We start from the raw sequence: 21,794 nt of genomic DNA, 5'->3' as shown, positions 1-21,794 counted from the left end.
GGCTAACGCTTCTTGCCGAGCTCCGCGGCGATGTCCTTGACCATGCGGCCGGCCTTGCGGTGGGCGGCGACGATCTGATCGCGGGTCACGCCCCAGCGCTTCATCCAGTATTCGACGGCCTGGCGCTCGGACAGGTCCAGCCTGTCCTTGTCGATGAATCCGCGCTTGTCCTTCAGGCCCGCCATGGTCGCTCCTTGTCAGCAGGAGGGGTAGCGGGAAGAGGCGCGCTTGGCGAGCCTGAAAGGCTGAGCCGTGATGCGCCTAAGATATATTATGCGAAATGCCGGGTGAGCTATTCGGGCCGCAGTTCCAGAGCGGTGTATGGCGATTGGCCACGCTCGATCCGGATCAGGTCGAGGACGCTGACGATCTGACGCGAGCGCCAGTGGCTCAGATAATAGACCAGCGGCCCAAAGGTGACCGCCACTCCGAACTGGATCGAGGTCTCCAGATTGGCGCGCACGAACGACACCAGGCTGTCGCCGGCGACCTCCGCCAGGATGGCGATGATGGAAACCGGGATCGTCAGATAGGCGATGATCACGGCCCTCAGCATCTGGTCTTGCCGACGCGCATTGACGTTGGCCAGGGCCGACACGGCGTCGAACGTCCGGTCGTCGACTTCCGACAGCAGCTCGAACGCCTGGAGCGTCGAGCGATTGCGGCGGAAACCGCTGATGAAGTCCACGCCCATATAGCCCCAGGCCCCCGGCGTGTAGAGGCTGGACGGCAGCAGGCTCCAGGTCGGGAAATAGCGCTTCAGCTGGTTCCAGAGCGCCCAGATGTCGGTCACGGCTTCTGGAGCCTCGCCGCCAGACTCGACGTGTCCCATCGCGATCCCCCCATCGCCTGCACTTCGGCGTAAAACTGATCGACCAGGGCTGTGAGGGCAAGCCGCGCGCCATTGTCGCGCGCCTCGTCCAGCACCAGCCCGAGGTCCTTGCGCATCCAGTCGACCGCGAAGCCGAAATCGAACTGGCCGGCCGCCGCGGTCTTCCAGCGATTGTCCATCTGCCAGGACTGGGCCGCGCCCCTCGACACCGCGTCATAGACGGCGTCGGTGTCGAGGCCGGCCGTCTGGGCGAAATGCACGGCCTCCGCCAGGCCCTGAACCACCCCGGCAATGGCGATCTGGTTGACCATCTTGGTCAGCTGGCCGCTGCCCGACGGGCCCATGTGCTTCACGGCCTTCGCGTAACACATGAGGACCGGCTCCGCCCGCGCCAGAGCCGCCGCGTCGCCGCCTGCCATGACGCTGAGCTGGCCGTTCTCCGCCCCGGACTGTCCTCCGGACACCGGCGCATCGATGAAGAAGGCGCCCTGCTCCGACGCCAGATCCGCCATTTCGCGGGCCACCCTGGCGGAGGTGGTGGTGTGGTCGACGAGGACCGCCCCCTCCCCCATCGACGGCAAGGCCGCTTGCACGACCTCCCGCACGTCGTCGTCATTGCCGACGCACAGGATGAACAGCTCAGCGCCGGCGGCGGCCTCGGCGACGGTCGCGGCGCACCGGCCGCCGGTCGCGCCGGCCCAGGCTCGCGCCTTGGCCGGCGAGCGATTGAAGCCGGCGACGTCGTGGCCGGCCTGCACGAGATGACGCGCCATGGGAGCGCCCATGACGCCCAGGCCGGCGAAACCGATCTTCATCTGCTGGTCCTCACGTCTGAGGTTCGGTCGCGGCGCCGTAGCGGCCGCGGTAATAGGTCAGGGCGTCGCCCGGGCGGGTTTCAAAGGCCTGGACCTCGCCGACGATGGTCAGATGGTCGCCCATGACGATGCGGTCGCGGGCGACACAGTCGAGCCGGGTCAGGGCGTTCTTCAGGCGCGGCGGCTCGGGGCTGGAGCTGTCGAACTCGTCCGAGGACAGCCGGCAGACGCCCCAGGCGAACCGGTCGGACATCTCGCGATCCTCCACCGGCAGCATGTGGACGGCGAAGCGGTCCGCCGCGGCGAAGGCGTCGTGCCGCCAGGAGGCGCGATCGAGGCACCACAGGATCAGCGGCGGCCGCAGGGAGACCGAGGTGAAGGAGTTGACCGTGATGCCGAACGGCCCCTCGTCGGTGTGGGCCGTGACGACGCAGACGCCGGTCGCGAACCCGCCCAGGGCCCGTCGGTAGGCCGGAACGTCGAAGGCGTCGGGGGCGGCGGGGATGGTCACCCGGCACGACTAGGCGAGGGCCGGACGCCCGGCAAGTTCAGATTCTTCACCCCTGATTTCATGACCGTATTTATCGCAAACGGGTTCTTAACGCCGACTGCCGACTCTGCAGCAACCACCAGCGTCTCGCGAGTCCCCCGATGTCCATGAGCGATCGTCCGGTCCTCATCAAGAAGGTCAAGAAGGTCGGCGGCCACGGGCACCACGGCGGCGCCTGGAAGGTGGCCTATGCCGACTTCGTGACGGCCATGATGGCCTTCTTCCTGCTGATGTGGCTGATCAATACGACGGACCCCGAGCAGAAGCGCGGCATCGCGGAGTATTTCGCCCCGGCCAGCGTATCCGCCACGACGTCGGGCTCGGGCGGCATCCTCGGCGGCACGTCGCTGGGCGACGACGGCTCCAAGGGGGCCGGTTCGCAGACGGTGATCAGCCAACTCGCCCCCGAGGCCCCGCCGGACGCGCCGCCGGAGGCGGGACAGAGCCCGAGCCTCGCCGCCGCCAGCGAGGCGGCCCTGCGCGACGAGATCGCCCGACGCGAAGCCGCCGAGTTCTCGTCAGCGGCGGAATCCCTGCGCCAGGCCATGCAGTCGATGCCCGAGCTGGCCGAGCTGTCGAAACAGCTGATCATCGACCAGACGCCCGAGGGTCTGCGCATCCAGCTGGTCGACCAGGAGGGTCGTTCGATGTTCGAGCAGAACTCGGCCCGGCCCAATCCACGCGCCCAGCTGCTGCTGCGGGCCATCTCCCGGGTGATCAATCAGCTGCCGAACCGCATCTCCGTGACCGGCCACACCTCGGCGGCGCCGGGGTCGAACCGGGCGTCGGGGCCGAACGACTGGCCGTTGTCAGCCGCCCGCGCCAACGCCTCGCGCCAGATCCTGCAGGCGGCGGGCGTCGACGCCGACCGGGTCTACCAGGTCTCGGGCAAAGCGGGGTCTGACCCCCTCTATCCCGACGATCCGACGCTGGCGGGCAACCGCCGGATCGCCATCGTGCTGCTGCGCGAGGCGCCGGTGCTGCCCACGGACACCAGCCTGTGAGCGCCCGCCCGCCGCTCTGGCGTCGGGCGAATGGGCTTGCGGCGCGGGCCGGAGCAGCGCCAAATCAGCAGATGCCGCAACGGGCGCCAAACTGTCGTCGGATTTGGGTGGGGAGCTGTCCCTCGTGACCCAGTTCGTACCCACGCGCCAGCTTCGCTTCTACATGACCTCGGTGGCCCCCTGCCCCTATCTGCCGGGCCAGACCGAACGCAAGGTGTTCGCCAACCTGCCGTTCAGCGAGGGGGCGCATGTCAACGATGAGCTGACCCAGGCCGGGTTCCGGCGCAGCCAGAACATCGCCTATCGCCCGGCCTGCGAGGGCTGCGACGCCTGCGTGTCGGTGCGCCTGCCGGTGCCCGAATTCAGCTTCTCACGATCCGAACGCAAGGTGCTGAGGCGCAACGCGGACCTGACCCGCGATCTGGTCGAGGCCGAGGCGACGGTGGAGCAGTTCGACCTGCTGCGCCGCTATCTGCACGGCCGGCACCCGGGCGGCGGCATGAGCACCATGGGCTGGCTCGACTACGTGGCCATGGTCGAGGATACGGCGGTGCGGACCCACCTGATCGAGTACCGCCTGCCCTCCCCCGAGGACGGCGGACCGGGGGATCTGGTCGGGGTGTGCCTGACCGACCTGCTCTCCGACGGACTGTCGATGGTCTACAGCTTTTTCGATCCGGCGCTGGAGGCGCGCAGCCTCGGGCGGTTCGCCATCCTCGATCACGTCAGGCAGGCGGCGACGGTGGGCCTGCCCTTCGTCTATCTGGGCTATTGGGTGCGGGGTTCGAAGAAGATGGACTACAAGGCCGGTTTCCGGCCGCTGGAGCAGCTGACCCGGCTGGGCTGGGAACGCCTCCCCTAGCCGGCCGCGGGCACCGAGGTGTCGTAGGGCGAAGCCCCCGCCCCGCCGGACCAGGGCCCGGGATCGGACCCGCCGCCGAACCTCACCAGCGCGTCGATGCGCTTCTGGATAGGCGGATGGCTCGCGAACAGGCCCTCCAGGCCTGCGCCATCGGGCTGGTTGTCGAGGAACATCTGCTGCAACTCGTCCGGTCCCTTGATGGAGGAGCGGCCCTCGATCTTGCGCAGGGCCGAGATCATGGCGTCCGGGTTCTTGGTCAGCTCGACCGCCCCCGCATCGGCGACGAACTCGCGGGTGCGCGACAGCATCATCCGGATGACGAAGGCGAGGACGAAGCCGACGACGGCGAAGGCGACGCCGATGAGGATCAGCGGCGCGGCGTTCTTGTTGTCCTTCCGGCCGCCGCGCGAATAGAGCAGGCCCCGGAAGACCATCTCGGCGATGACGCTGATGATCCCGGCGAAGATCGAGGCGATCACCATGGTCCGCACGTCCTTGTTGATCACATGGGTCAACTCATGGGCCAGCACCGCCTCCAACTCATCGCGGCTGAGGGTGTTGACGAGCCCGCGGGTGACGGTGACGCTGTAGCGGCCCTCGTGCAGGCCGGTGGCGAAGGCGTTGAGGCTGTCGGTCTCGATCATGCGCAGCGCCGGGGTGCGCAGGCCGCGAGAGATGGCGAGGTTTTCCAGCAGGTTGTACAGCTCGGGCTCAGTCCGGCGCTCGACCTTCCGCGCACCGGTCAGGGCGTCGATCATGGCCTGGTTGCCGAAGTAGGCGATCGCGAACCAGATGCCGGCGATCACGAAGGCCAGCGGGACGGTCCAGCCGAGCCACGACGCCGCCAGCGCCATGTCGTCGCCGAGCCCGCGGCCCGTGCCGGGCATGAAGCCGAGCCCCATCAGGATCAGCTGCACCCCGTACAGGATGAAGACCACCAGTACGGGGAAGCCGGCGAGCAGCAGGACCGAGCGGGTGTTGTTCGCCCAGATATGGGTCTGGAGCCCGACGGCGCCCATCGGTCAGTTCCTCAGGCCGAGAAATTCACCGTCGGCGGCGCCGCGCTCAGGGTGGCCCGATCCGCCTCCCCGAGATCGAAGAAAGGCTTGTCGGCGCCGAAGCCGACCATGCCGGCGAACAGGACGGTGGGGAACTGGCGGCGCACGGCGTTGAATTCGCTGACGGCGTTGTTGAAGAAGCGGCGGGCGGCGGCCAGTTTGTTCTCGATGTCCGACAGCTCGGACTGGAGCTGCTGGAAATTCGTGTTGGCCTTGAGGTCGGGATAGGCCTCGGCGACGGCGAACAGGCGGCCGAGGGCGCCGGTCAGCATGTTCTCGGCCTGGACCTTGTCGTTGACCGAGGTCGCGCCGGCGGCGGCGGCGCGGGCGGCGGTGACGGCGTCGAGGGTGCCGCGCTCGTGCGTCGCATAACCCTTCACGGTTTCGACCAGGTTGGGGATCAGGTCCTGCCGCTGCTTCAGCTGGACGTCGATATCGGCGAACGACTGGTCGGCGCGCTGGTCCAGCGCGACGAGCCTGTTGTAGCCGCCGACGACGACGAACAGCACGACGGCGACGATGACGGCGATGACGATCAGGGTCGTGAGCATATCGATCTCCAATCCAGGCCAGACTCTGGCCACGCTTGAATATGGAGCCGATATCGGGCCGCCGATAGTGAAATCGGCGTCACCATCCCCCGGTTGCGCGCACAACACCGTTCGGCCACGCTACCGCCGAACGGAGCCATCCACATGCGTGTCGTGATCCTTGCCAGCATCCTCGCCGCCATCGCCCTGCCCGGTGCGACATCCAGTCAGGACCGGCTCCATCGAATCCAGGCGGACTACGACACCTCGGTGCGCTGCGCGGGTGTTTATGGAGCCGCTGCGACGGCTACGTCGATGGAGCATTTCGAGCACCATCCTGACGTCGCGACCTATCGGGGATATGAGCAGCAGTTCGCCCTCTTCACCGAATGGTACGGCCCCGAACTCCGGATACCCGAACCTGTCACCGAGGAGGCTATCAGCGATGCGCGAGGCCAAGCCTTCCGGCCCGTGCGGGAGGCGCTGTTCGCGCAGGACATGGCCCGCTTCAGGGCAGCGCTGTCGGAACTGTACGCCCTGATCCCGGCCTGTGAGACCGAACGGGTGAGGCTGGTCCGAACTAGCGGAATTTCCTGAGGCCGCGCGGCCCCTGCCTTCCCGCCCCAGCCCGCTTGCCGAGCCAGTCCTTCCAGTCGGGCCAGTTGCGCCGGCGGCCGCCGCCGTCGACCCATTCGGGGCCGTGGGCGCCGTCGAAGACGGTGACGTCAGCAAGGCCGCCCTGTTTGTAGAACTGCAGCTTGACGCCCTTGCCGCGGCCCATTTCGGGCAGTTCCGCGAGCGGGAAGATCAGCGCCTTGATGTTGTCGCCGACCGTGGCGACGTGGTCGCCCGTGACGCGGATGGCCGCGGACATCTCGCCGTTCAGCACCTGTTTGCCGCCGCGCTTCTGGGCCAGCAGCTCGTCCTCGGGGGCGATGAAGCCGTAGCCGGCCTTCGAGGCCACCAGCAGTTTCCCGCCCGGCTGGTGGGCCAGCAGGTTGACGATCTCGGCCTTCTCGTCGAGGTCGATCATCAGCCGCAGCGGCTCGCCGTGGCCACGGCCCGAGGCCAGCCTGTCGGCGCCGACGGTGAAGATGCGGCCGTCGGACGCCGCCACCAGCAGCTTGTCGGTCGTGTAGGCGGGCACGAGGAAGGCCAGGCTGTCGCCCTCCTTGAACTTCAGCTCGGACGGGTCGTCGACCTTGCCCTTGGCGGCCCGGATCCAGCCGCGCTCGGACAGGATGACGGTGATCGCCTCGCGCGGGATGAAGGCCTCGATCGAGGCGATGGCGGAGGAGTCGACAGCCTCGGCGATGGTGGTCCGGCGCGGCGAGACCAGCGCCTTGCGCGTCGCCTCGAGATCCTTGCCGATCTGCTTCCACTGCTTCGCCGGCGACGACGACAGTGACTGCAGCGCTGCAAGTTCGTCAGACAATTCCTTGTATTCGTTCTCGATCGCCATTTCCTCGATCCGCGCCAGTTGGCGCAGCCGGGTATCGAGGATGTAGTCGGCCTGGGCCTCGGTCAGACCGAAGCGCGCGATCAGCACGGCCTTGGGCTGCTCCTCCTCACGGACGATGCGGATGACCTCATCGAGGTTGAGGAAGACGATCCGCAGGCCTTCCAGCAGGTGCAGCCGCTTCTCGACCCGCTCGATGCGCCATTGCGCCCGACGGACCAGCACCTCGCGCCGGTGATCGAGGAAGGCCTGCAGACAGGCCTTCAGCCCCATGACCCGCGGCGTGCCGGTGGCGTCCAGCACGTTCATGTTGATCGGGAAGCGCACCTCGAGGTCGGAGAGCTTGAACAGGCTCTCCATCAGCACCTCGGGCTCGATGGTGCGCGACTTGGGCTCCAGCACCAGCCGGATGTCCTCGGCCGACTCGTCGCGGACGTCGGCCAGCAGCGGGGCCTTCTTGTTCTCGATCAGGTCGGCGAGGTCGGCGATCAGCTTCGACTTCTGGACCTGGTAGGGCATCTCGGTGACGACGATGCGCCAGACGCCGCGGCCGAGGTCCTCGGTCTCCCAGCGGGCGCGCAGACGGACCCCGCCGCGGCCGGTCTCATAGGCGTCGAGGATGGAGGCGTGGCCCTCGACGGCGACGCCGCCGGTGGGGAAGTCCGGGCCGGGAACGATCTGGGCCAGCTCCTCGGTCGTCGCCTCGGGCCGCTCAAGCAGCAGGTGGCAGGCGTCGATCAGCTCGCCGACATTGTGCGGCGGGATCGAGGTGGCCATGCCGACGGCGATGCCCGACGAGCCGTTGGCCAGCAGGTTGGGGAAGCCGGCGGGCAGGACGACCGGCTCCTCGTCCTGGTCGTCGTAGGTCGGCTTGAAGTCGACGGCGTGCTGGTCGATGCCGTCCATCAGCAGGACGGCGGCGGGCGTCAGCTTGCACTCGGTGTAGCGCATGGCCGCGGCGCTATCGCCATCGATGTTGCCAAAATTGCCTTGGCCGTCGACCAGCGGATAGCGCTGCGAGAAGTCCTGCGCCAGGCGGACCAGGGCGTCATAGATCGAGGCGTCGCCGTGCGGATGGTAGCCGCCCATGACCTCGCCGACGACCTTGGCGCATTTGCGCGCCGCCGCCTGCGGGTTCAGCCGCATCTGGTGCATGGCGTACATGATGCGCCGGTGCACCGGCTTGAAGCCGTCGCGCACATCCGGCAGAGCCCGGTTGGTAATGGTCGACAGGGCGTAGGCGAGATAGCGCCGCGACAGCGCCTCGCTCATGGGTTCGTCGATGATGCGACCGCCTTCCGGCGGCGGGGTGTGAACGGTCATGAGGTCCGAATCGGCAATCTGAGCCCCGGAGTCTAGCGCCTAAAGCCGCCCCGCCTCGCCCAGCTTGTCGATCATCCACACCCGCGCGGGCGGCAGGGGCTTGTCGAGCGGGTGGAAGACGAACTGTTCGAGGAAATGGCCGGTCAGGGCCAGGCCCGAACCGACGTCGCCCTGCCCCAGCCCGGCCTGGGCGCCGAGCATGAAGGGCGGCAGGTTCAGCAGCTTGCCGGCGTAGGGCTCGCCGGCCGCGCGGCTGACGGCGCGGCCGGTGCGGGGGCTGACCCAGATCAGGTCGTCCATGGTCCCGGTGACGGCGCAGCGCGAAAGGTCGAGACCGAAGCCGAGGTCGTCGAGCAGGCCGGCCTCGAAACGCACGAAGATGGCGGGCCAGACATCGGGCACGGCGAAGGCCGCCATCAGCGCCTCGAAGGCGAAGAAGGCGCCGGGATGCGGCTCGCGCTCGGGCAGCGCGCCCTGGGCCACCGAGGCCGCGGCGGCGAGGCCGGTCAGGGCCAGCGGGTCGTCGAACAGGGCGCTGGGCCCCTCCCCCACCGGCTCCAGCCGCGCCGAGCCCAAGTGGTCAGAGGTCCGGGCGCGGTAGTCGGCGACGACGCGGGCCCCGGCCTGCAGGAAGGGCTTCATCCTGCGCGAGGCCCCACCGGCGACATAGGCGGCGCGGCGGCCGTGCTCCGCCGTCAGCAGCTCGACCAGCACGCCGGTATCGCCGTGCGCCCGGGCCGAGAGGACGAAGGCGTCATCGGTGAAATCCATGGTCTCCGTTAGCTCGCCGGGGCGGTGTTGGCCATACGTTCTCGCCTCGCCAGGGGCGACAGCTTGCACGTCCGCCAACCCCTGCCTTGGCGTCTCACGGCATTCGCCTTATGCGCCGGGCCGCGGGCGACCGACCTCACTCGCCGCGGATGACCCGCACGACGGCCTCGGCCTTGTCGTTGGGGACGGCGAAGCTGAGGACATACTGCTCGATCTTCCAGCCGTCGTCGGTCAGGCGCAGGACGCCGGAGCCGCGGGTCTGACCGTAGCCGGCATTGTCCAGCTCCTCGTCGAACCAGGCGACGCAGCGGCATTCGATCGGGGCGACGGTGATGACGCGCGCCGACGGTGTGTAGGTCCAGCCGCGGCCGCGGGCGAAATAGGGCTCGGCGAAGGCCCGGAACTCGGGCAGCGACCAGCGCTCGGTGGCGTCGGTGCCGATGAAGCGGGCGTCGGGGGTGAACAGGGCGAAATAGGCCGGGCCGTCGGCGGCGGTGGAGGCGGCGTTCAACCTGTCCAGCACGGCGGCGATGGCGGCCTCTTCCGGGGCAGCCGCGGGGGCGGCCTGCACGGCGAGGGCCGAGAGGGCGGCGAGCAGCAGCGACATGGGACCTCCGGACGCGTGAAGGCGCGAGCCTAGACCCGCTCGGCGGTTTCCGGAACCGGATAGGTCTCGGGGCGCAGCACCCGGGCCAGGGCCAGCAGGTTGCGGGCGGCGTTGCGGCCGACGCGGTCGGAATAGTCGTGAGCCTTGTCCGTATCGAGATAGTCGGGCCCCGGCCCGGGGCCGAGGTGCCAGTAGGTCCAGCTCTGTCCGGGAATGGTGAAGCCCATGTCGATCAGGCCTTGGCAGACGGTGGCGACGATGTGGTGGGCCCCGTCCTCGTTGCCGGTGACGACCACGCCGGCGACCTTGCCGAAGGCGACGGGGCGGCCGCTGTCGTCGGTCTCGGAAAACAGGGCGTCGAGGCGCTCCAGCGCACGCATGCAGACGCTCGACATCTGCCCCAGCCAGGTGGGGGTGGCCATGACGAGGATGTCGGCGGCCGTCAGCCTGTCGTGGACCGCGGGCCAGTCGTCGCCCTCGCCCTCGTCGGTCTTCACGCCAGGCTTGAGGTTCAGGTCGACGAGGCGGATCAGCTCGACCTCGGCTCCACCCTTCTGAAGTTCGGCCATGACCACCCGGGCCAGCGCCTCCGTGTTGGAGGGCTCCGGCGACGGCTTGAGCGTGCAGTTGAGGACGAGGGCTTTCATGGCGGGCTCCGGTTGCCGGAACGAACCCCCGGCCGCCCTCCCCGTTCCGGCGCCGCTCGCAGGGTTATTTAACCGGATAGTTGACAACGACAGCGGACAGGCGCACTTAACCTGTAAGTTACACACGAAGCCCGACCATGCAGACCGATCCTCTCAGCGCCAAATTCGCCGCCCTCGCCGACCCGACACGGCGGGCCATCCTGGCCCGGCTGTGCGAGGGCGAAGCCAGCGTCAACGACCTGGCCGAGCCGTTCGACATGAGCCTGCCGGCCGTGTCGAAGCATCTGAAGGTGCTGGAGAAGGCCGGGCTGATCAGCCGCGGGCGGGAGGCGCAGTGGCGTCCCGCCCGGCTCGAACCCATGGCCCTGAAAGGCGTCGCCGACTGGCTGGAACATTATCGCCGCTTCTGGGACGCCAGCTTCGACCGCCTCGACGCCTACCTCAAGAAGATCCAGAAGGGAGACCCCAGTGGCCCACGAAACTGAAAACAACCCCTGCGAAACCGACGGCGTGGCCCACCAGCATGCCCTCGTCCTGCGCCGCGTTCTCGACGCCGCGCCGGAGCAGATCTGGAAGGCCTGGATGACGCCCGAGCTGCTGCAGCAATGGTTCGCGCCGAAGCCGTGGACGATCTCGGACGTGCAGGTCGATCCCCGCCCCGGCGGCGTGTTCAACTTCGTCATGCACGGCCCGGACGGCGAGCGCTTCCCCAACAGCGGCGTCTTCCTGGCGGTCGAGCCGAACAGGCGCTGGATCACGACCGACGCCCTGACGCCCGAATGGGAGCCCGCCGGCCAGCCCTTCATGGTGGCCACGGTCGAGCTGACCCCGAGGGAGGACGGCAGGACCGACTACGTGGCCACGGCGCGCCACTGGAACGCCGAGACGATGAAGCAGCACGAGGCCATGGGCTTCCATGAAGGCTGGGGCCAGTGCGCCGATCAGCTGGCCGAGCTGCTGAAGAAGCCGAACTGACCCTCCCCGGCCTCGACCGGACCCGCTGAAGAGCCCGCGCCATGACCCTCGTCGAAGCCCCCGCGACCCGTCCCACCCTGCAGATGCAGCGCTTCTTCGATGCGCCGCGGGCGCTGGTGTGGCGGGCGTGGACCAGCCCCGAGGTGATGGTGCTGTGGCTGGGTCCGGTCGAGTGGCCGGCGGTCAGCGCCAGCCAGGACCTGAGGGTCGGCGGCGAGTGGCGGGCCTGCCTGCGCTCGCCCGCCACCGGCCAGGACCTGTGGCAGGGCGGGGTCTATCGCGAGATCGTCCCCGAGGAGCGGCTGGTCTTCACCTTCAAGTGGGACGAGTCGCACGAGGACGGCCCCCCGGCCGACACCCTGGTCACCGTCCAGCTCCGCGACGCCCCGGGCGGCGGCACCCTGATGGACTTCACCCACGAGGGCCTGAAGTCGGAGCAGAGCCTCGTCGGGCACAGGCATGGCTGGACCAGCACCTTCGAACGGCTGGAGGCCTTCCTCGCGGCCGGCGGTGCGGATCGGTAACGGCGCAGAGCGCGCCACGCGTCTGGTTCAACCTGCTCAGGAGCAACGACCATGAAGATCGTGACCAGTCTCAGTTTCCGCGGCCAGTGCCGCGAGGCCTTCGAATTCTACGCCAAGGTGCTGGGGGGCGAGATCACCGCCGCCATGCCCTACAGCGACGGCCCGCCCGACATGCCGGTGGGCGAGGCCTACAAGGACTGGCTGATGCACTGCTGGCTGCAGGTCGGCGACCAGGCGATCATGGGGTCCGACATGGATGTCGACTGGGCCCCGAACATCGACAAGCCCAAGAACGGCTTCGACGTCACCCTGCACACCAGCGACGTAGCCGAGGGCCGGCGCTGGTTCGAGGCCCTGGCCGAGGGCGGCAAGGTCGGCATGGCCTTCGCCGAGACCTTCTGGTCGCCGGGCTTCGGCTCCCTGACCGACAGGTTCGGCGTGCCGTGGATGATCAACGTCAATCCGGACCTGCCGAAATGAGGGCCTCGCCGACCGTATGGACCGGCCGGGTGCTGACCGGCCTGTTCGCCCTGTTCATCCTCGGCGCCTCGGCGTTTCCGAAGCTGAGCGGCATGCCCGTCGCCGAGGAGACCATGGCCCAGCTGGGCTGGCCCTCCGGCTATGTGCTGATGATCGGCGTGATGGAGCTGGGCTTCCTGATCCTGTACCTGGTCCCGCGCACCAGCCTGCTCGGCGCCGTCCTGTTCACGGGCCTGCTGGGCGGAGCGATGGCGACGCAGATCCGGGCCGAAAGCCCGCTGTTCAGCCATGTGCTGTTCTCGATCTACCTGGGCCTGTTCATGTGGGGCGGGCTGTGGCTGCGGGATCCGGCGTTGCGCGCGCTCTTCCCGGTCCGGCGCGCCCGGGCGGAGGCGGCGTCGTGAGCGTCGCCGCCGCCATTCCGGAGGCGCTGAGGCGCCTCGGCATCGTCCGCACCTTTGACGCCCCTCGCGCCCTGGTCTGGAAGATGTGGACCGATCCGGCCCATGTCGCGGCCTGGTTCGGCCCCGAGCATTTCACCATGCCGGTGGTCCGGATGGATGTCAGGCCCGGCGGCGCCATCCACATGGCGATGCGGGCGCCGGACGGGACCGACCATCCGTTCGACGGCCGCTTCGTAGAACTGGACGAGCCGGAGCGGCTGGTCATGCGGACCTGGATCGACCTGCCCGACGGGTCGGTGTGGTTCGAGGTCGAGCAGACCGTCCGCTTCGAGGAGGCCGACGGCCGCACCGTCATGCGGTTCGAGGCCGTGGTCATCCAGGCCCGCGAAGACGCCCTCGGTCCGCTCGGCGGAATGGAGACGGGCTGGTCGCAGAGCCTCGACAAGCTGGCGGCGCACGTCCGCGCCGTGACGGCGGCGGGAGACTGAGATGGAAAAGGGACCGGCCGCGGCGAATCCCGACGCCTATGTGGCCGGTCTGGACGGCTGGCGACGCGACCGGGTCGAGGCCCTGCGCGCCGCCGTCCGGAGGGTCGACGGCCTCGCTGAAGTGATCAAATGGGGTCACCTCGTCTACCTCTCGAACGGCCCGGCCCTGCTGATCCGCGCCGAGAGCGGGCGTGTGCTGCTGGGCTTCTGGCGAGGCCAGCGGCTGCGCGACCTCGAGCCCCGCCTGAAGCCGGGCGGCCAGTACGAGATGGCCACGATCAGCCTGGCGGAGGGCGACATGATCGACGCGGCTGTCGTCACCGACCTCACCCGCGCCGCCGTCGGTCTGAACGCCGCCCTCGGCGACCCCACCAAGGACCTGAAGAAGGAGCCGTCCGCATGACACGACTGCCTCTCGACCGCTTCGCCGTTCTGGCGGCGGCGTCCGTGCTGGCCATGGCGGCGGCTTCTCCGGCGCTCGCCCAGGCTCCCGCCCCTGCGGTCGCCGCGAACGCCACGGCTCGGCCGGCGCCCCGCGCCGACTCCGCCGCCGTCGAAGGCGGCGAGGTCCGCTACTTCGTCCACGGCGACCTGAGGTCCGGCAAGAGGCCGGTGCTGGTCCTGCACGGCGCCTTCATGTCGTCGGACGCGATGGGACCGCTGACCGACCTGATCACGGACCGGCCGCTCATCGTGGTGGATCAGCGCGGCCATGCCCGGACCGGCGACCTGCCTGGGCCGATCACCTACCAGAACCTCGCGGACGACGCCGCGGCCGTGCTGGCCGACGCGGGCGTGCGAAAGGCCGATGTGATCGGCTATTCGATGGGCGCGGGCGCGGCCCTGCAGCTGGCGCTGCGCCATCCGGAGATGGTCGATCACCTGGTCGTCGCCTCGGTCAGCTTCAACGAGGCGGGCAACCTGCCGGGCTTCAGCCAGATGATGGAAGGCATCACGCCCGAGGTCTTCGCCGGCACGCCGATGGAGGCGGAGTTCAAGCGCCTCGCGCCCAATCCGGACGCCTTCGCCTCGGTGGTGAACAAGATCAAGGTGATGGACCACGGCCAGGACTGGCCGGCGGAGGACATCCGCGCCCTGGCCTCCCCGACCTTCATCATCGTCGGCGACCACGACATCGTGCGACCCGAACACGCGGTCGAGCTGTACCGCCTGCGTGGCGGCGGCGACACGGCGCGCGCCGCCCAGCCCTTCCTGACCGAGTCCCCGCCGGCGCGGCTGGCTATCCTGCCGGCCAGTTCGCACGTCGAGGTGTTCGGCGATCCGGCGCTGCTCGCGGCGATGATCCTGCCGTTCCTCGACGACCGGACCCGCCCGCCGCCGGGTGGCCTGTTCGACGACATCCCCGGAAGCGAGTGAGGCCGCCGTGCGCAGGATCAGAACCGCCACCTTCACCTCGCTCGACGGCGTCATCCAGGCCCCCGGCGGGCCGGACGAGGACACGACCGGCGGCTTCGCCTTCGGCGGCTGGGTCTGGCCGCATTTCGACGAGGCCTCCGGCGGCCTGATGGACGAGGCCATGGGCGACGACTACGACCTGCTGCTGGGTCGCCGCACCTACGAGATCTTCGCCGCCTACTGGCCGCACATGGACGACGAGATCGGCCGCACCTTCAACGCCATCGACAAATATGTCGCCGCCGGCCCGGAGACGCCCCTGACCTGGGCTGGCAGCCACCGGCTGGAGGGCGATCTGGCCGAAGCGGTGCGGGCCCTGAAGGCCACCGAGGGTCGCGACCTGCTGATCCAGGGTTCCAGCGAGGTCATCCACACCCTGCTGGCCCACGACCTGATCGACCAGATGACCCTGCTGACCTTCCCGATCATCCTGGGCAGGGGCAAGCGGTGGTTCGACGCCGCCTCGACGCCGCGCACCTGGGCGCTGACGAAGACCCGGCAGTCGGCCTCGGGCGTGATCGCCAACACCTGGGAGAGGACGGACCTGCCGCCGCGGACCGGCACGTTCGGCGAGATCGAGCCCGGCGCGGCGGAACTGGCGCGGCGCGAACGCTGGGCGCGGGAAGAGCCGGGCCTGACCGGAAAGGAGGCCAGCCGTGACCGGTGATGAAGCAGCGATCCGTGCGCTGATCGACCGTTGGGCGAAGGCGGTGCACGCGGGCGACATGGACGCTGTCCTCGCCGATCATGCCGAGGACATCGTGATGTTCGACGTGCCGCCGCCCAATGAGGTGCGGGGGAAGACCGCCTACCGGGAGACCTGGCCGGTGTTCTTCGATTACCAGCGGCGGGGAGCCGTGTTCGAGATCGTCGCCCTGGAGGTGACGGCCGGATACGACGTTGCGTTCGCACACGCCCTGCTTCGTTGCGGGACCGACGAGGATTTCCGCCGCGATCCGGACAACCGGCTTCGGCTCACCTTGGGACTGCGCAAGACGAACGACCGCTGGGCGGTCGCGCACGAACATCATTCGTTCCCGCTGCGGTCGGCCTGAACGGACGCAGGGCTCTCGCTCCGTGTCCGGCAGGATCGGGTCTAGCGGGCCATACCGGTCGGGAAGGCCCGCCCCAGCGCCTCGGCCATGCCTTGCTGAGACAGCAGGAAGACCGCGTCGCGCTGGTGATAGTTGTTCGACAGCACGATCACCGTGACATCCTCGTCCGGCTGGTGGGTGATCAGGTTGCGGAACCCGGACCAGCTGCCGGTATGATAGATCTGCCGGTCCTCGAAGGCGGGATTGACCCGGCGGCCGAGGCTGTTGACGAACAGGCCATAGCCCCAGTCGCGGCGCGGCCGGCCGCGCTCGGGCGGGGTATCGGCGGGCGCATGGTCGGCGATCATCTGACGATAGCTCTCCGGGCTGAGCAGCTTGCCGCCATGCAGCGCCCGTTCCCAGACCAGCAGGTCGTCCAGTGTCGAATACAGGGCCCCCGCGCCGAAGATGATGCTGACGTTGTGCTGCGGCTGGGGCGTCGGTCCGCCGGCCAGGTTGGCGTAGCCCATGACGACGCCGGACCGGTCGTCCTCGAAGCCGGTGTCGGCCATGCCGAGGGGCTCGAAGAAGGCGTCGCGCAGATAGTCCTGCAGCGGCAGGCCGCTGGCTTTCTGGACCACATAGCCGAGCAGGTTGTAGCCGGCGTTGTCGTAGCGGACCTTCGTGCCGGGCGGGAACTGCAAGCCATACTTTGTTGATTCTGCAGTCAATTCCTCAGGCGTGGCGGGCGTCACGCGGCGCACGCCCCAGCCGGGCCGCGCCATCAGATCGGGAATGCCCGAGGTATGGGAAAGCAGATGATGCAGCCGCACGGGGGCCCAGGCGGCGGGACATGGATCGACCCAGCGGCACACGGGATCGTCCACCGACAGCACGCCCTCGTCCTGCAGCCGCAGGATGGCCGCGGCGGTGAACTGCTTGCTGACCGAGGCGAGGCGGAAGCGGGAATCGAGCTCCAGGGGCTTGCCCAGGCTGCGGTCGGCATAGCCATAGACCTGGCGGAACAGCACCTTGTCGCCCCTCGCCACCAGCACCCCGCCGGTGAAGGCGCCCGAGCCGCCCCAGCGGTCCAGCTGTTCGGTCAGCCCCGGCAGGTCCTGCACCACCACCAGCGGCGGCCGGGGCGCCGCCGGCTCCGGCTCCGAGGCCGCCGGCAGGGGCCGCACCGTCAGCCAGGCGATCAGGCCGGCGGCGAGGATGAACAGCAGGGCGAGAAAGCCCGCCGCCAGGCGCGGATGGCCGCCGGAGTGTCTGGGGACGTGGAACACCGGCCTAGACGTCGTAGTCCAGCCCGAACTGGGCGTAGAGGGCGCGGCTGTCCTGCCACTTGGGGTCGACCTTGACCGTCAGGAACAGGTGGACCGGGCGGTCGAGCAACTCCATCAGCTCCTCGCGCGCCTTCTGGCCGATCCACTTGAGGGTCTGGCCGCCCTTGCCGAGCACGATCGGCCGCTGGCTTTCGCGTTCGACGTAGATGGTCTGTTCGATGCGGGCCGAGCCGTCCGGCCGGTCCTCGAACGAGGTGGTCTCGACGGCCGCCGAATAGGGCAGTTCCTCGTGGACGCGGAGATAGACCTTTTCGCGGGTGATCTCGGCGGCCAGCACGCGCATGGGAACGTCGGCGGACTGGTCCTCGGGATACAGCCACGGCCCGGCGGGCATGGCGCGGGCAAGGCGCTTCTTGAGGTCGTCGACGCCGTCGCCACTGAGCGCCGAGATCATATAGACCTCGGAATAGACGCCGGTGTCGAACAGGCGTTGCGACAGGGCCAGCAGGGTGTCTCGGCGCATGCCGTCGATCTTGTTGAGGGCCAGGATGACCTGTTTCCCCGCGGCCTTGAGCGCGGCGATGATGGTCTCGGTGTCCTCCGCGGAGCGGCGGTCGGCGGCCTGGCCCTCCTTGCCCTCGGCCGCGATGTGCGAGGCGGCGTCGATCAGGTGGACCACCACATCGGCGTCGTCCGCCCCGCCCCAGGCCGAGGCGACCATGGCCCGGTCCAGCCGGCGGCGCGGGGTGAAGATCCCCGGCGTGTCGACGAGCACGATCTGGGCGTCGCCCTCCATGGCGATGCCGCGCACCGGGAAGCGGGTGGTCTGGACCTTCTGGGTGACGATCGAGACCTTGGTTCCCGTCAGGCGATTGACCAGCGTGGACTTGCCGGCGTTGGGGGCGCCGATGATGGCGGCGAAGCCGGCATGCTGGGTCACGCCAGTCTCTTGGGGGTCGGTCAAATCACGCCTTCACGCTGCAGCAGGCCGATGGCGGCCGCCTTCTCCGCGTCCTGACGCGAACGGCCCTGCGCGGTCAAGGGCGGATATCCGGCCACGCTTGCTTCGACGGTGAATGTCGGGGCGTGGTCCGAGCCGGTGCGCTCGACAATGCGATAGGTCGGCAGCGGCCTGCCCTGCCCCAGCGCCCATTCCTGCAGGGCGGATTTGGGATTGGTCAGAGACTTGCGCGGCGGCGCTGCCAGTTCGGCGGCCCAGACGCGTTCGAACACGGCGCCGGCCGCGTCCATGCCTCCATCGAGCCAGACGGCCGCCAGAATGGCCTCCATGGCGTCGCCGAGCGCGCCCTCGCGGCGGCGGCCGCCCTGCTTCGCCTCCCCGGGCGACAACCGCATGGCGGCCCCGACGCCCAGCGCCTCCGCCACGCGGGCGCAGGTGGCCTTGTCGACCAGGGCGTGCAGGCGGGACGACATCTCGCCCTCGTCGGCGTGAGGCAAGTCCCGCATCAGCCGGTCGGCGACCAGCAGGCCGAGCACCCGGTCGCCGAGGAACTCCATGCGCTGGTTGTCGAGGAAGGGCCGGCCGCGGGCGTCGCGCTCCGCCCCCTCGCCGACGCTGGCGTGGGTCAGGGCTTGGTCGAGCAGGGACGGATCGCGGAAGTCGTGGCCGAGTTTGCGGGCCAGCGCCGCGACCGCCTCGGCCCGCCGATCCACCGCCATCAGTTCAGGACGGTGAAGAACCGGCTGGGCCGCACATTCCTGAACCAGCTGATCGGATTCCACAGCGAGGCGCCGGGCGTCCACGAGAACAGGATGATCTCGGCCTTGCCGATCAGGTTCTCCGCCGGCACGAGGCCGACGCCGTTCTGGCTGGGGGCGTAGCGGCTGTCGACCGAGTTATCGCGGTTGTCGCCCATCATGAAATAGTGGCCGGCCGGAACCTGGAACACGGGGGTGTCGTCGACCTCGTTGCCCGGGCCGTAGTCCTGGATCGTGAAGGTCTTGCCGCCGGGCAGGGTCTCTCGCGCCTTGATGATCGGCATGCCGTACATATTGGCGGCGTCCTCGTCGCTGATGACCACGTCGCGGACCGGCTGGTCGTTGATGTGCAGGACGTTGTTGATCATCTGCACCCGGTCGCCGGGCAGGCCGATCAGGCGCTTGATGTAGTCGGTCTTGTTGTCGCGCGGCAGCTTGAACACGACGATGTCGCCACGGTGCGGCTGCTGCGCGAAGACGCGGCCCTCGAACACGGGCGGGCTGAACGGGATGGCGTGTTTCGAATAGCCGTAGCTCCACTTCGAAACGACGATGTAGTCGCCCTCGTAGAGGTTGGGCTCCATCGAGGCCGACGGAATGGTGAAGGGCTGGAACAGCAGGACGCGCAGGACGAAGGCGATCAGCAGGGCGAAGAAGATCGTCTTGACGATCTCGAAGGTCTCGTTGCCGCCCGACTTGCCCTTCTTGCGGCCCTTCTTGCCGCGCGCATAGACGGGGGTGGCGTCGACATCCTCGAACGGGGCGTCGCCGGAATCGCTCCACACCGGCGGTTTTGACGAGGCTGCGGCGGCTCCTGCGGCGCCCGCGACGACCGCGGCCTCCCCCGAAGTCACATGATCGTGGTGGGCGGCATGATCGTCGTGGCCATGACCCGCGTGATCAGGCGCATGGGCGTCGGCGACCGGATGGGCGTCGTCGGCGGGGTGGTCGTGCCCCGCCCCTTCAGCCCCATGTCCGTGATCGTCGCGGCCGTGATCGTCGCGGCCGTGATCGTCGTGGCCGTGGTCGTCGTGATGGGCGGCCGCCGGCGCGTGACCGTCGTCATGCGAATGGGCGTCGTGGGCATGGGCGTCGTGGCCATGATCGTCATGCCCGGAGGGCGCGGCGTGGGCCGGCTCGGGGTGGGTTTCGTGACCGTGCCCGGCGTCATGGCCGTGGTCGTCGTGCGGCTTGTTCTCGTCGCTCATCTTGACCCTGTCCCCCAGCCGCTGTTTCGCGGTCTTTCAGCGGCAAAACCGGTATAACGTGATTAAGCCATCGGCAAGGCTTCGATCACCACGAAGGCGAGTGCGTAGGGGTGCTCGTCGCTGAGGGTCAGGTGTATCAGCGCTTTGTGACCGGGCGGCGTCAGCCGGGCCAGGTGCTCGGCGGCATGGCCCGTCAGCTGCAGGGTCGGCTGTCCCGAGGGAAGATTCACCACCCCCATGTCGCGCCAGTAGACGTCGGCTCTCATGCCGGTGCCCAGGGCCTTGGCGCAGGCCTCCTTGGCCGCGAACCGCTTGGCGTAACTCCACGCCGGCTGGGGCTTGCGGTCCGACCGCGCGCGCTCGAGGTCGGTGAAACAGCGCGCCTTGAAGCGCTCTCCGTAGCGATCCAGCGAGTTCTGGATGCGCCGGATGTCCGACAGGTCGGCGCCGACGCCGACGATCACGAGGCGGCGTCCATGGCGGCGCGCATGCGGTGGATGGCGTTCGTCAGGCCCACGAACACCGCCTCGCCGATCAGGAAGTGGCCGATGTTGAGTTCGCGCACCTCGGGGATGGCCAGCATGTCCGCCGCCGTCTGGTAGTCGAGCCCGTGCCCCGCGTGGACCTCGAGGCCGAGGTCGGCGGCGCGCGATGCGGCGGCCTGCAGGCGGGCGAACTCCACCGCGCGCTCGTCCCCCGGGACGTGGCAGTAGCGGCCGGTGTGGAACTCGACGACCTGGGCGCCGACGGCGTGGGCGGCGTCGACCTGCTCCAGCGCCGGCTCGATGAACAGGGAGACGCGCACGCCGGCGTCAGCGAGGGCGCGGACAACGGGCGCGATGCGCGCCTCGTGGCCCGCGACGGCCAAACCGCCCTCGGTGGTCACCTCCTCGCGCCGTTCGGGCACCAGGCAGGCGGCGTGCGGGCGATGGCGCAGGGCGATGGTCAGCATCTCGTCGGTGACGGCCATCTCCAGATTCAGCGGCCGGCCGGCGACGGCGCAGAGCTCGCTCAGCGCCTCGATATCGGTGTCGGTGATGTGCCTGCGGTCCTCGCGCAGGTGGGCGGTGATGCCGTCGGCGCCGGCGGCCAGGGCCTCGCGCGCGGCGCGGACAGGATCGGGGTGAGCGCCGCCGCGGGCGTTCCGGACGGTCGCCACGTGGTCGATATTGACCCCCAGACGCACGGGCGAGACCATCGGCCCCTCTCCTATTTCGCCAGCCGCCGGCTGCCCGGATCCTCGACCGGCAGGGCGGCCAGTTCGGGCGGCAGGGCGTCGGCGGGCCAGGCGGGAACATCCAGCGTCGCCAGCGCGACGAGCGGCACGCCGACGTCGGCCCGGCCGCCCGAGCGGTCGACGATGCAGGCCGCCGCCACCACCTCGCCGCCCGCCGCCCGGATCGCCGCGATACACTCGCGCGAGCTCAGGCCGGTGGTGACGATGTCCTCGACCATGACCACCTTCTGGCCCGGTTCGACATGGAAGCCGCGGCGCAGCCTGAACTCGCCGCCCTCGCGCTCGACGTACATCGAGGGCACGCCCAGCCAGCGGGCGGTCTCATAGCCCGGAATGATGCCGCCCACGGCCGGCGAGATGGCCACGTCGACCGCGCCGACGGCGGCGGTGATCTTCTCCGCCAGCGCCTTGCACAGCCGGGCGCACCGCGCCGCGTCCATGAACACGAGGTTCTTCTGGAGAAAGACCGGGCTGTGCAGGCCCGACGACAGCACGAAATGGCCTTCGCGCAGGGCGCCGGCGTGGCGGAATTCGTCGAGAACGTCATCGGAGGTCATGGCCC

Annotated in this window: 31 protein-coding genes; 14 read left to right on the top strand and 17 right to left on the bottom strand. The window is 69.3% G+C overall.

The window, feature by feature from the left end; genetic code table 11:
* Positions 1-2: 2 nt before the first annotated feature.
* The 4 genes from VEA62_RS15425 to VEA62_RS15410 form a co-directional block, all read right to left on the bottom strand.
* Positions 3-185 (bottom strand): DUF3606 domain-containing protein, encoded by a 183-nt coding sequence (locus VEA62_RS15425; protein ID WP_168048551.1) that lies wholly within the window; start codon positions 183-185, stop codon positions 3-5.
* Positions 186-292: 107 nt separating this feature from the next.
* Positions 293-793 carry a hypothetical protein gene (locus VEA62_RS15420; protein ID WP_324823444.1) on the bottom strand — a complete coding sequence of 167 codons (501 nt, stop codon included), beginning with the start codon at positions 791-793 and terminating at the stop codon, positions 293-295.
* On the bottom strand, positions 790-1,647 hold the full coding sequence (locus VEA62_RS15415; protein WP_324823442.1) for an NAD(P)-dependent oxidoreductase: 858 nt from the start codon (positions 1,645-1,647) through the stop codon (positions 790-792). The genes VEA62_RS15420 and VEA62_RS15415 overlap by 4 nt, the downstream gene beginning before the upstream one ends.
* A gap of 10 nt (positions 1,648-1,657) precedes the next feature.
* Positions 1,658-2,158, bottom strand: a complete 501-nt coding sequence (locus tag VEA62_RS15410) for a flavin reductase family protein (protein WP_324823440.1) — start codon at positions 2,156-2,158, stop codon at positions 1,658-1,660.
* 140 nt (positions 2,159-2,298) lie between these two features.
* Between VEA62_RS15410 and VEA62_RS15405 the strand changes: the two genes are divergently transcribed.
* Both VEA62_RS15405 and VEA62_RS15400 read left to right on the top strand, forming a co-directional pair.
* Positions 2,299-3,201, top strand: a complete 903-nt coding sequence (locus VEA62_RS15405) for a flagellar motor protein MotB (RefSeq protein ID WP_324823438.1) — start codon at positions 2,299-2,301, stop codon at positions 3,199-3,201.
* A 124-nt stretch (positions 3,202-3,325) separates the two neighbouring features.
* Positions 3,326-4,063: an arginyltransferase gene (locus tag VEA62_RS15400; protein ID WP_324823436.1), complete on the top strand. Its 738-nt coding sequence runs from the start codon at positions 3,326-3,328 to the stop codon at positions 4,061-4,063.
* Here VEA62_RS15400 and VEA62_RS15395 read toward each other — a convergent pair.
* Together VEA62_RS15395 and VEA62_RS15390 are read right to left on the bottom strand one after the other, a co-directional pair.
* On the bottom strand, positions 4,060-5,082 hold the full coding sequence (locus tag VEA62_RS15395; protein WP_324823434.1) for a M48 family metallopeptidase: 1,023 nt from the start codon (positions 5,080-5,082) through the stop codon (positions 4,060-4,062). The two genes, VEA62_RS15400 and VEA62_RS15395, sit on opposite strands and share 4 nt — an antisense overlap.
* Before the next feature lie 11 nt (positions 5,083-5,093).
* Entirely contained in the window at positions 5,094-5,672 is a 579-nt protein-coding gene (locus VEA62_RS15390; RefSeq protein ID WP_324823432.1) for a LemA family protein, read from the bottom strand.
* A 144-nt stretch (positions 5,673-5,816) separates the two neighbouring features.
* On the opposite strand from VEA62_RS15390, the gene VEA62_RS15385 reads away from it, so the two are divergent.
* Positions 5,817-6,248: a hypothetical protein gene (locus VEA62_RS15385; protein ID WP_324823430.1), complete on the top strand. Its 432-nt coding sequence runs from the start codon at positions 5,817-5,819 to the stop codon at positions 6,246-6,248.
* Here VEA62_RS15385 and parC read toward each other — a convergent pair.
* The 4 genes from parC to VEA62_RS15365 form a co-directional block, all read right to left on the bottom strand.
* Positions 6,232-8,433, bottom strand: a complete 2,202-nt coding sequence (gene parC, locus VEA62_RS15380) for a DNA topoisomerase IV subunit A (protein WP_324823429.1) — start codon at positions 8,431-8,433, stop codon at positions 6,232-6,234. The genes VEA62_RS15385 and parC overlap by 17 nt on opposite strands.
* 39 nt (positions 8,434-8,472) lie before the next feature.
* Positions 8,473-9,204, bottom strand: a complete 732-nt coding sequence (recO, locus tag VEA62_RS15375; protein WP_324823427.1) for a DNA repair protein RecO — start codon at positions 9,202-9,204, stop codon at positions 8,473-8,475.
* A 136-nt stretch (positions 9,205-9,340) separates the two neighbouring features.
* Entirely contained in the window at positions 9,341-9,811 is a 471-nt protein-coding gene (locus VEA62_RS15370) for a nuclear transport factor 2 family protein (RefSeq protein ID WP_324823425.1), read from the bottom strand.
* 29 nt (positions 9,812-9,840) lie between these two features.
* Positions 9,841-10,458 carry a flavodoxin family protein gene (locus VEA62_RS15365; protein WP_324823423.1) on the bottom strand — a complete coding sequence of 206 codons (618 nt, stop codon included), beginning with the start codon at positions 10,456-10,458 and terminating at the stop codon, positions 9,841-9,843.
* A 137-nt stretch (positions 10,459-10,595) separates the two neighbouring features.
* On the opposite strand from VEA62_RS15365, the gene VEA62_RS15360 reads away from it, so the two are divergent.
* The 10 genes from VEA62_RS15360 to VEA62_RS15315 are packed head-to-tail and all read left to right on the top strand — an operon-like array spanning position 10,596 to position 15,800.
* Complete coding sequence (locus tag VEA62_RS15360; protein WP_324823421.1) at positions 10,596-10,943, top strand: metalloregulator ArsR/SmtB family transcription factor; 348 nt, start codon at positions 10,596-10,598, stop codon at positions 10,941-10,943.
* Positions 10,927-11,433 (top strand): SRPBCC family protein, encoded by a 507-nt coding sequence (locus VEA62_RS15355; protein ID WP_324823418.1) that lies wholly within the window; start codon positions 10,927-10,929, stop codon positions 11,431-11,433. Before VEA62_RS15360 ends, VEA62_RS15355 begins: the two co-directional genes overlap by 17 nt.
* Positions 11,434-11,474: 41 nt before the next feature.
* The gene (locus tag VEA62_RS15350; RefSeq protein ID WP_324823417.1) at positions 11,475-11,957 is read left to right on the top strand and encodes an SRPBCC domain-containing protein; all 483 of its coding nucleotides are present in this window, start codon (positions 11,475-11,477) and stop codon (positions 11,955-11,957) included.
* A gap of 51 nt (positions 11,958-12,008) precedes the next feature.
* A complete protein-coding gene (locus VEA62_RS15345) occupies positions 12,009-12,437 on the top strand; it encodes a VOC family protein (RefSeq protein WP_324823415.1) in 429 nt (142 codons plus the stop codon).
* Entirely contained in the window at positions 12,434-12,841 is a 408-nt protein-coding gene (locus VEA62_RS15340) for a DoxX family protein (protein ID WP_324823413.1), read from the top strand. The genes VEA62_RS15345 and VEA62_RS15340 overlap by 4 nt, the downstream gene beginning before the upstream one ends.
* Positions 12,838-13,329, top strand: a complete 492-nt coding sequence (locus VEA62_RS15335; RefSeq protein ID WP_324823411.1) for an SRPBCC domain-containing protein — start codon at positions 12,838-12,840, stop codon at positions 13,327-13,329. The genes VEA62_RS15340 and VEA62_RS15335 overlap by 4 nt, the downstream gene beginning before the upstream one ends.
* A gap of 1 nt (position 13,330) precedes the next feature.
* Positions 13,331-13,732, top strand: a complete 402-nt coding sequence (locus VEA62_RS15330) for a DUF1801 domain-containing protein (RefSeq protein WP_324823409.1) — start codon at positions 13,331-13,333, stop codon at positions 13,730-13,732.
* On the top strand, positions 13,729-14,706 hold the full coding sequence (locus VEA62_RS15325) for an alpha/beta hydrolase (protein WP_324823407.1): 978 nt from the start codon (positions 13,729-13,731) through the stop codon (positions 14,704-14,706). Before VEA62_RS15330 ends, VEA62_RS15325 begins: the two co-directional genes overlap by 4 nt.
* Positions 14,707-14,713: 7 nt before the next feature.
* Positions 14,714-15,412, top strand: a complete 699-nt coding sequence (locus VEA62_RS15320; RefSeq protein ID WP_324823405.1) for a dihydrofolate reductase family protein — start codon at positions 14,714-14,716, stop codon at positions 15,410-15,412.
* Positions 15,402-15,800, top strand: coding sequence for an SgcJ/EcaC family oxidoreductase (locus VEA62_RS15315; RefSeq protein WP_324823403.1), 399 nt, complete (start codon positions 15,402-15,404; stop codon positions 15,798-15,800). The genes VEA62_RS15320 and VEA62_RS15315 overlap by 11 nt, the downstream gene beginning before the upstream one ends.
* A 41-nt stretch (positions 15,801-15,841) precedes the next feature.
* On the opposite strand, the gene VEA62_RS15310 is transcribed toward VEA62_RS15315, so the two are convergent.
* From VEA62_RS15310 to lepB, 4 genes are read right to left on the bottom strand one after another with little or no spacing between them, the layout of a single operon-like run.
* Positions 15,842-17,068 (bottom strand): serine hydrolase domain-containing protein, encoded by a 1,227-nt coding sequence (locus VEA62_RS15310; protein ID WP_324823401.1) that lies wholly within the window; start codon positions 17,066-17,068, stop codon positions 15,842-15,844.
* A 4-nt stretch (positions 17,069-17,072) separates the two neighbouring features.
* Entirely contained in the window at positions 17,073-18,008 is a 936-nt protein-coding gene (era, locus tag VEA62_RS15305; RefSeq protein WP_324823399.1) for a GTPase Era, read from the bottom strand.
* A 20-nt stretch (positions 18,009-18,028) separates the two neighbouring features.
* The gene (rnc, locus tag VEA62_RS15300) at positions 18,029-18,742 is read right to left on the bottom strand and encodes a ribonuclease III (RefSeq protein WP_324823505.1); all 714 of its coding nucleotides are present in this window, start codon (positions 18,740-18,742) and stop codon (positions 18,029-18,031) included.
* Between the two features lie 5 nt (positions 18,743-18,747).
* Positions 18,748-19,572, bottom strand: coding sequence for a signal peptidase I (gene lepB, locus VEA62_RS15295; protein ID WP_324823397.1), 825 nt, complete (start codon positions 19,570-19,572; stop codon positions 18,748-18,750).
* Positions 19,573-19,641: 69 nt separating this feature from the next.
* On the opposite strand from lepB, the gene VEA62_RS15290 reads away from it, so the two are divergent.
* Complete coding sequence (locus tag VEA62_RS15290; protein WP_324823395.1) at positions 19,642-20,052, top strand: hypothetical protein; 411 nt, start codon at positions 19,642-19,644, stop codon at positions 20,050-20,052.
* Between the two features lie 5 nt (positions 20,053-20,057).
* Here the strand turns inward: VEA62_RS15290 and acpS are convergent, their stop codons facing one another.
* The 3 genes from acpS to pyrE are packed head-to-tail and all read right to left on the bottom strand — an operon-like array spanning position 20,058 to position 21,789.
* On the bottom strand, positions 20,058-20,459 hold the full coding sequence (acpS, locus tag VEA62_RS15285) for a holo-ACP synthase (protein WP_324823393.1): 402 nt from the start codon (positions 20,457-20,459) through the stop codon (positions 20,058-20,060).
* Positions 20,456-21,193, bottom strand: coding sequence for a pyridoxine 5'-phosphate synthase (locus tag VEA62_RS15280; protein WP_324823391.1), 738 nt, complete (start codon positions 21,191-21,193; stop codon positions 20,456-20,458). The genes acpS and VEA62_RS15280 overlap by 4 nt, the downstream gene beginning before the upstream one ends.
* A gap of 11 nt (positions 21,194-21,204) precedes the next feature.
* Positions 21,205-21,789: an orotate phosphoribosyltransferase gene (gene pyrE / locus VEA62_RS15275; RefSeq protein WP_324823389.1), complete on the bottom strand. Its 585-nt coding sequence runs from the start codon at positions 21,787-21,789 to the stop codon at positions 21,205-21,207.
* Between the last annotated feature and the right edge of the window lie 5 nt (positions 21,790-21,794).

Source organism: Brevundimonas sp. (genome assembly GCF_035627475.1).
Lineage (GTDB): Bacteria > Pseudomonadota > Alphaproteobacteria > Caulobacterales > Caulobacteraceae > Brevundimonas.
This window is presented reverse-complemented; position numbering and strand designations above follow the sequence as displayed.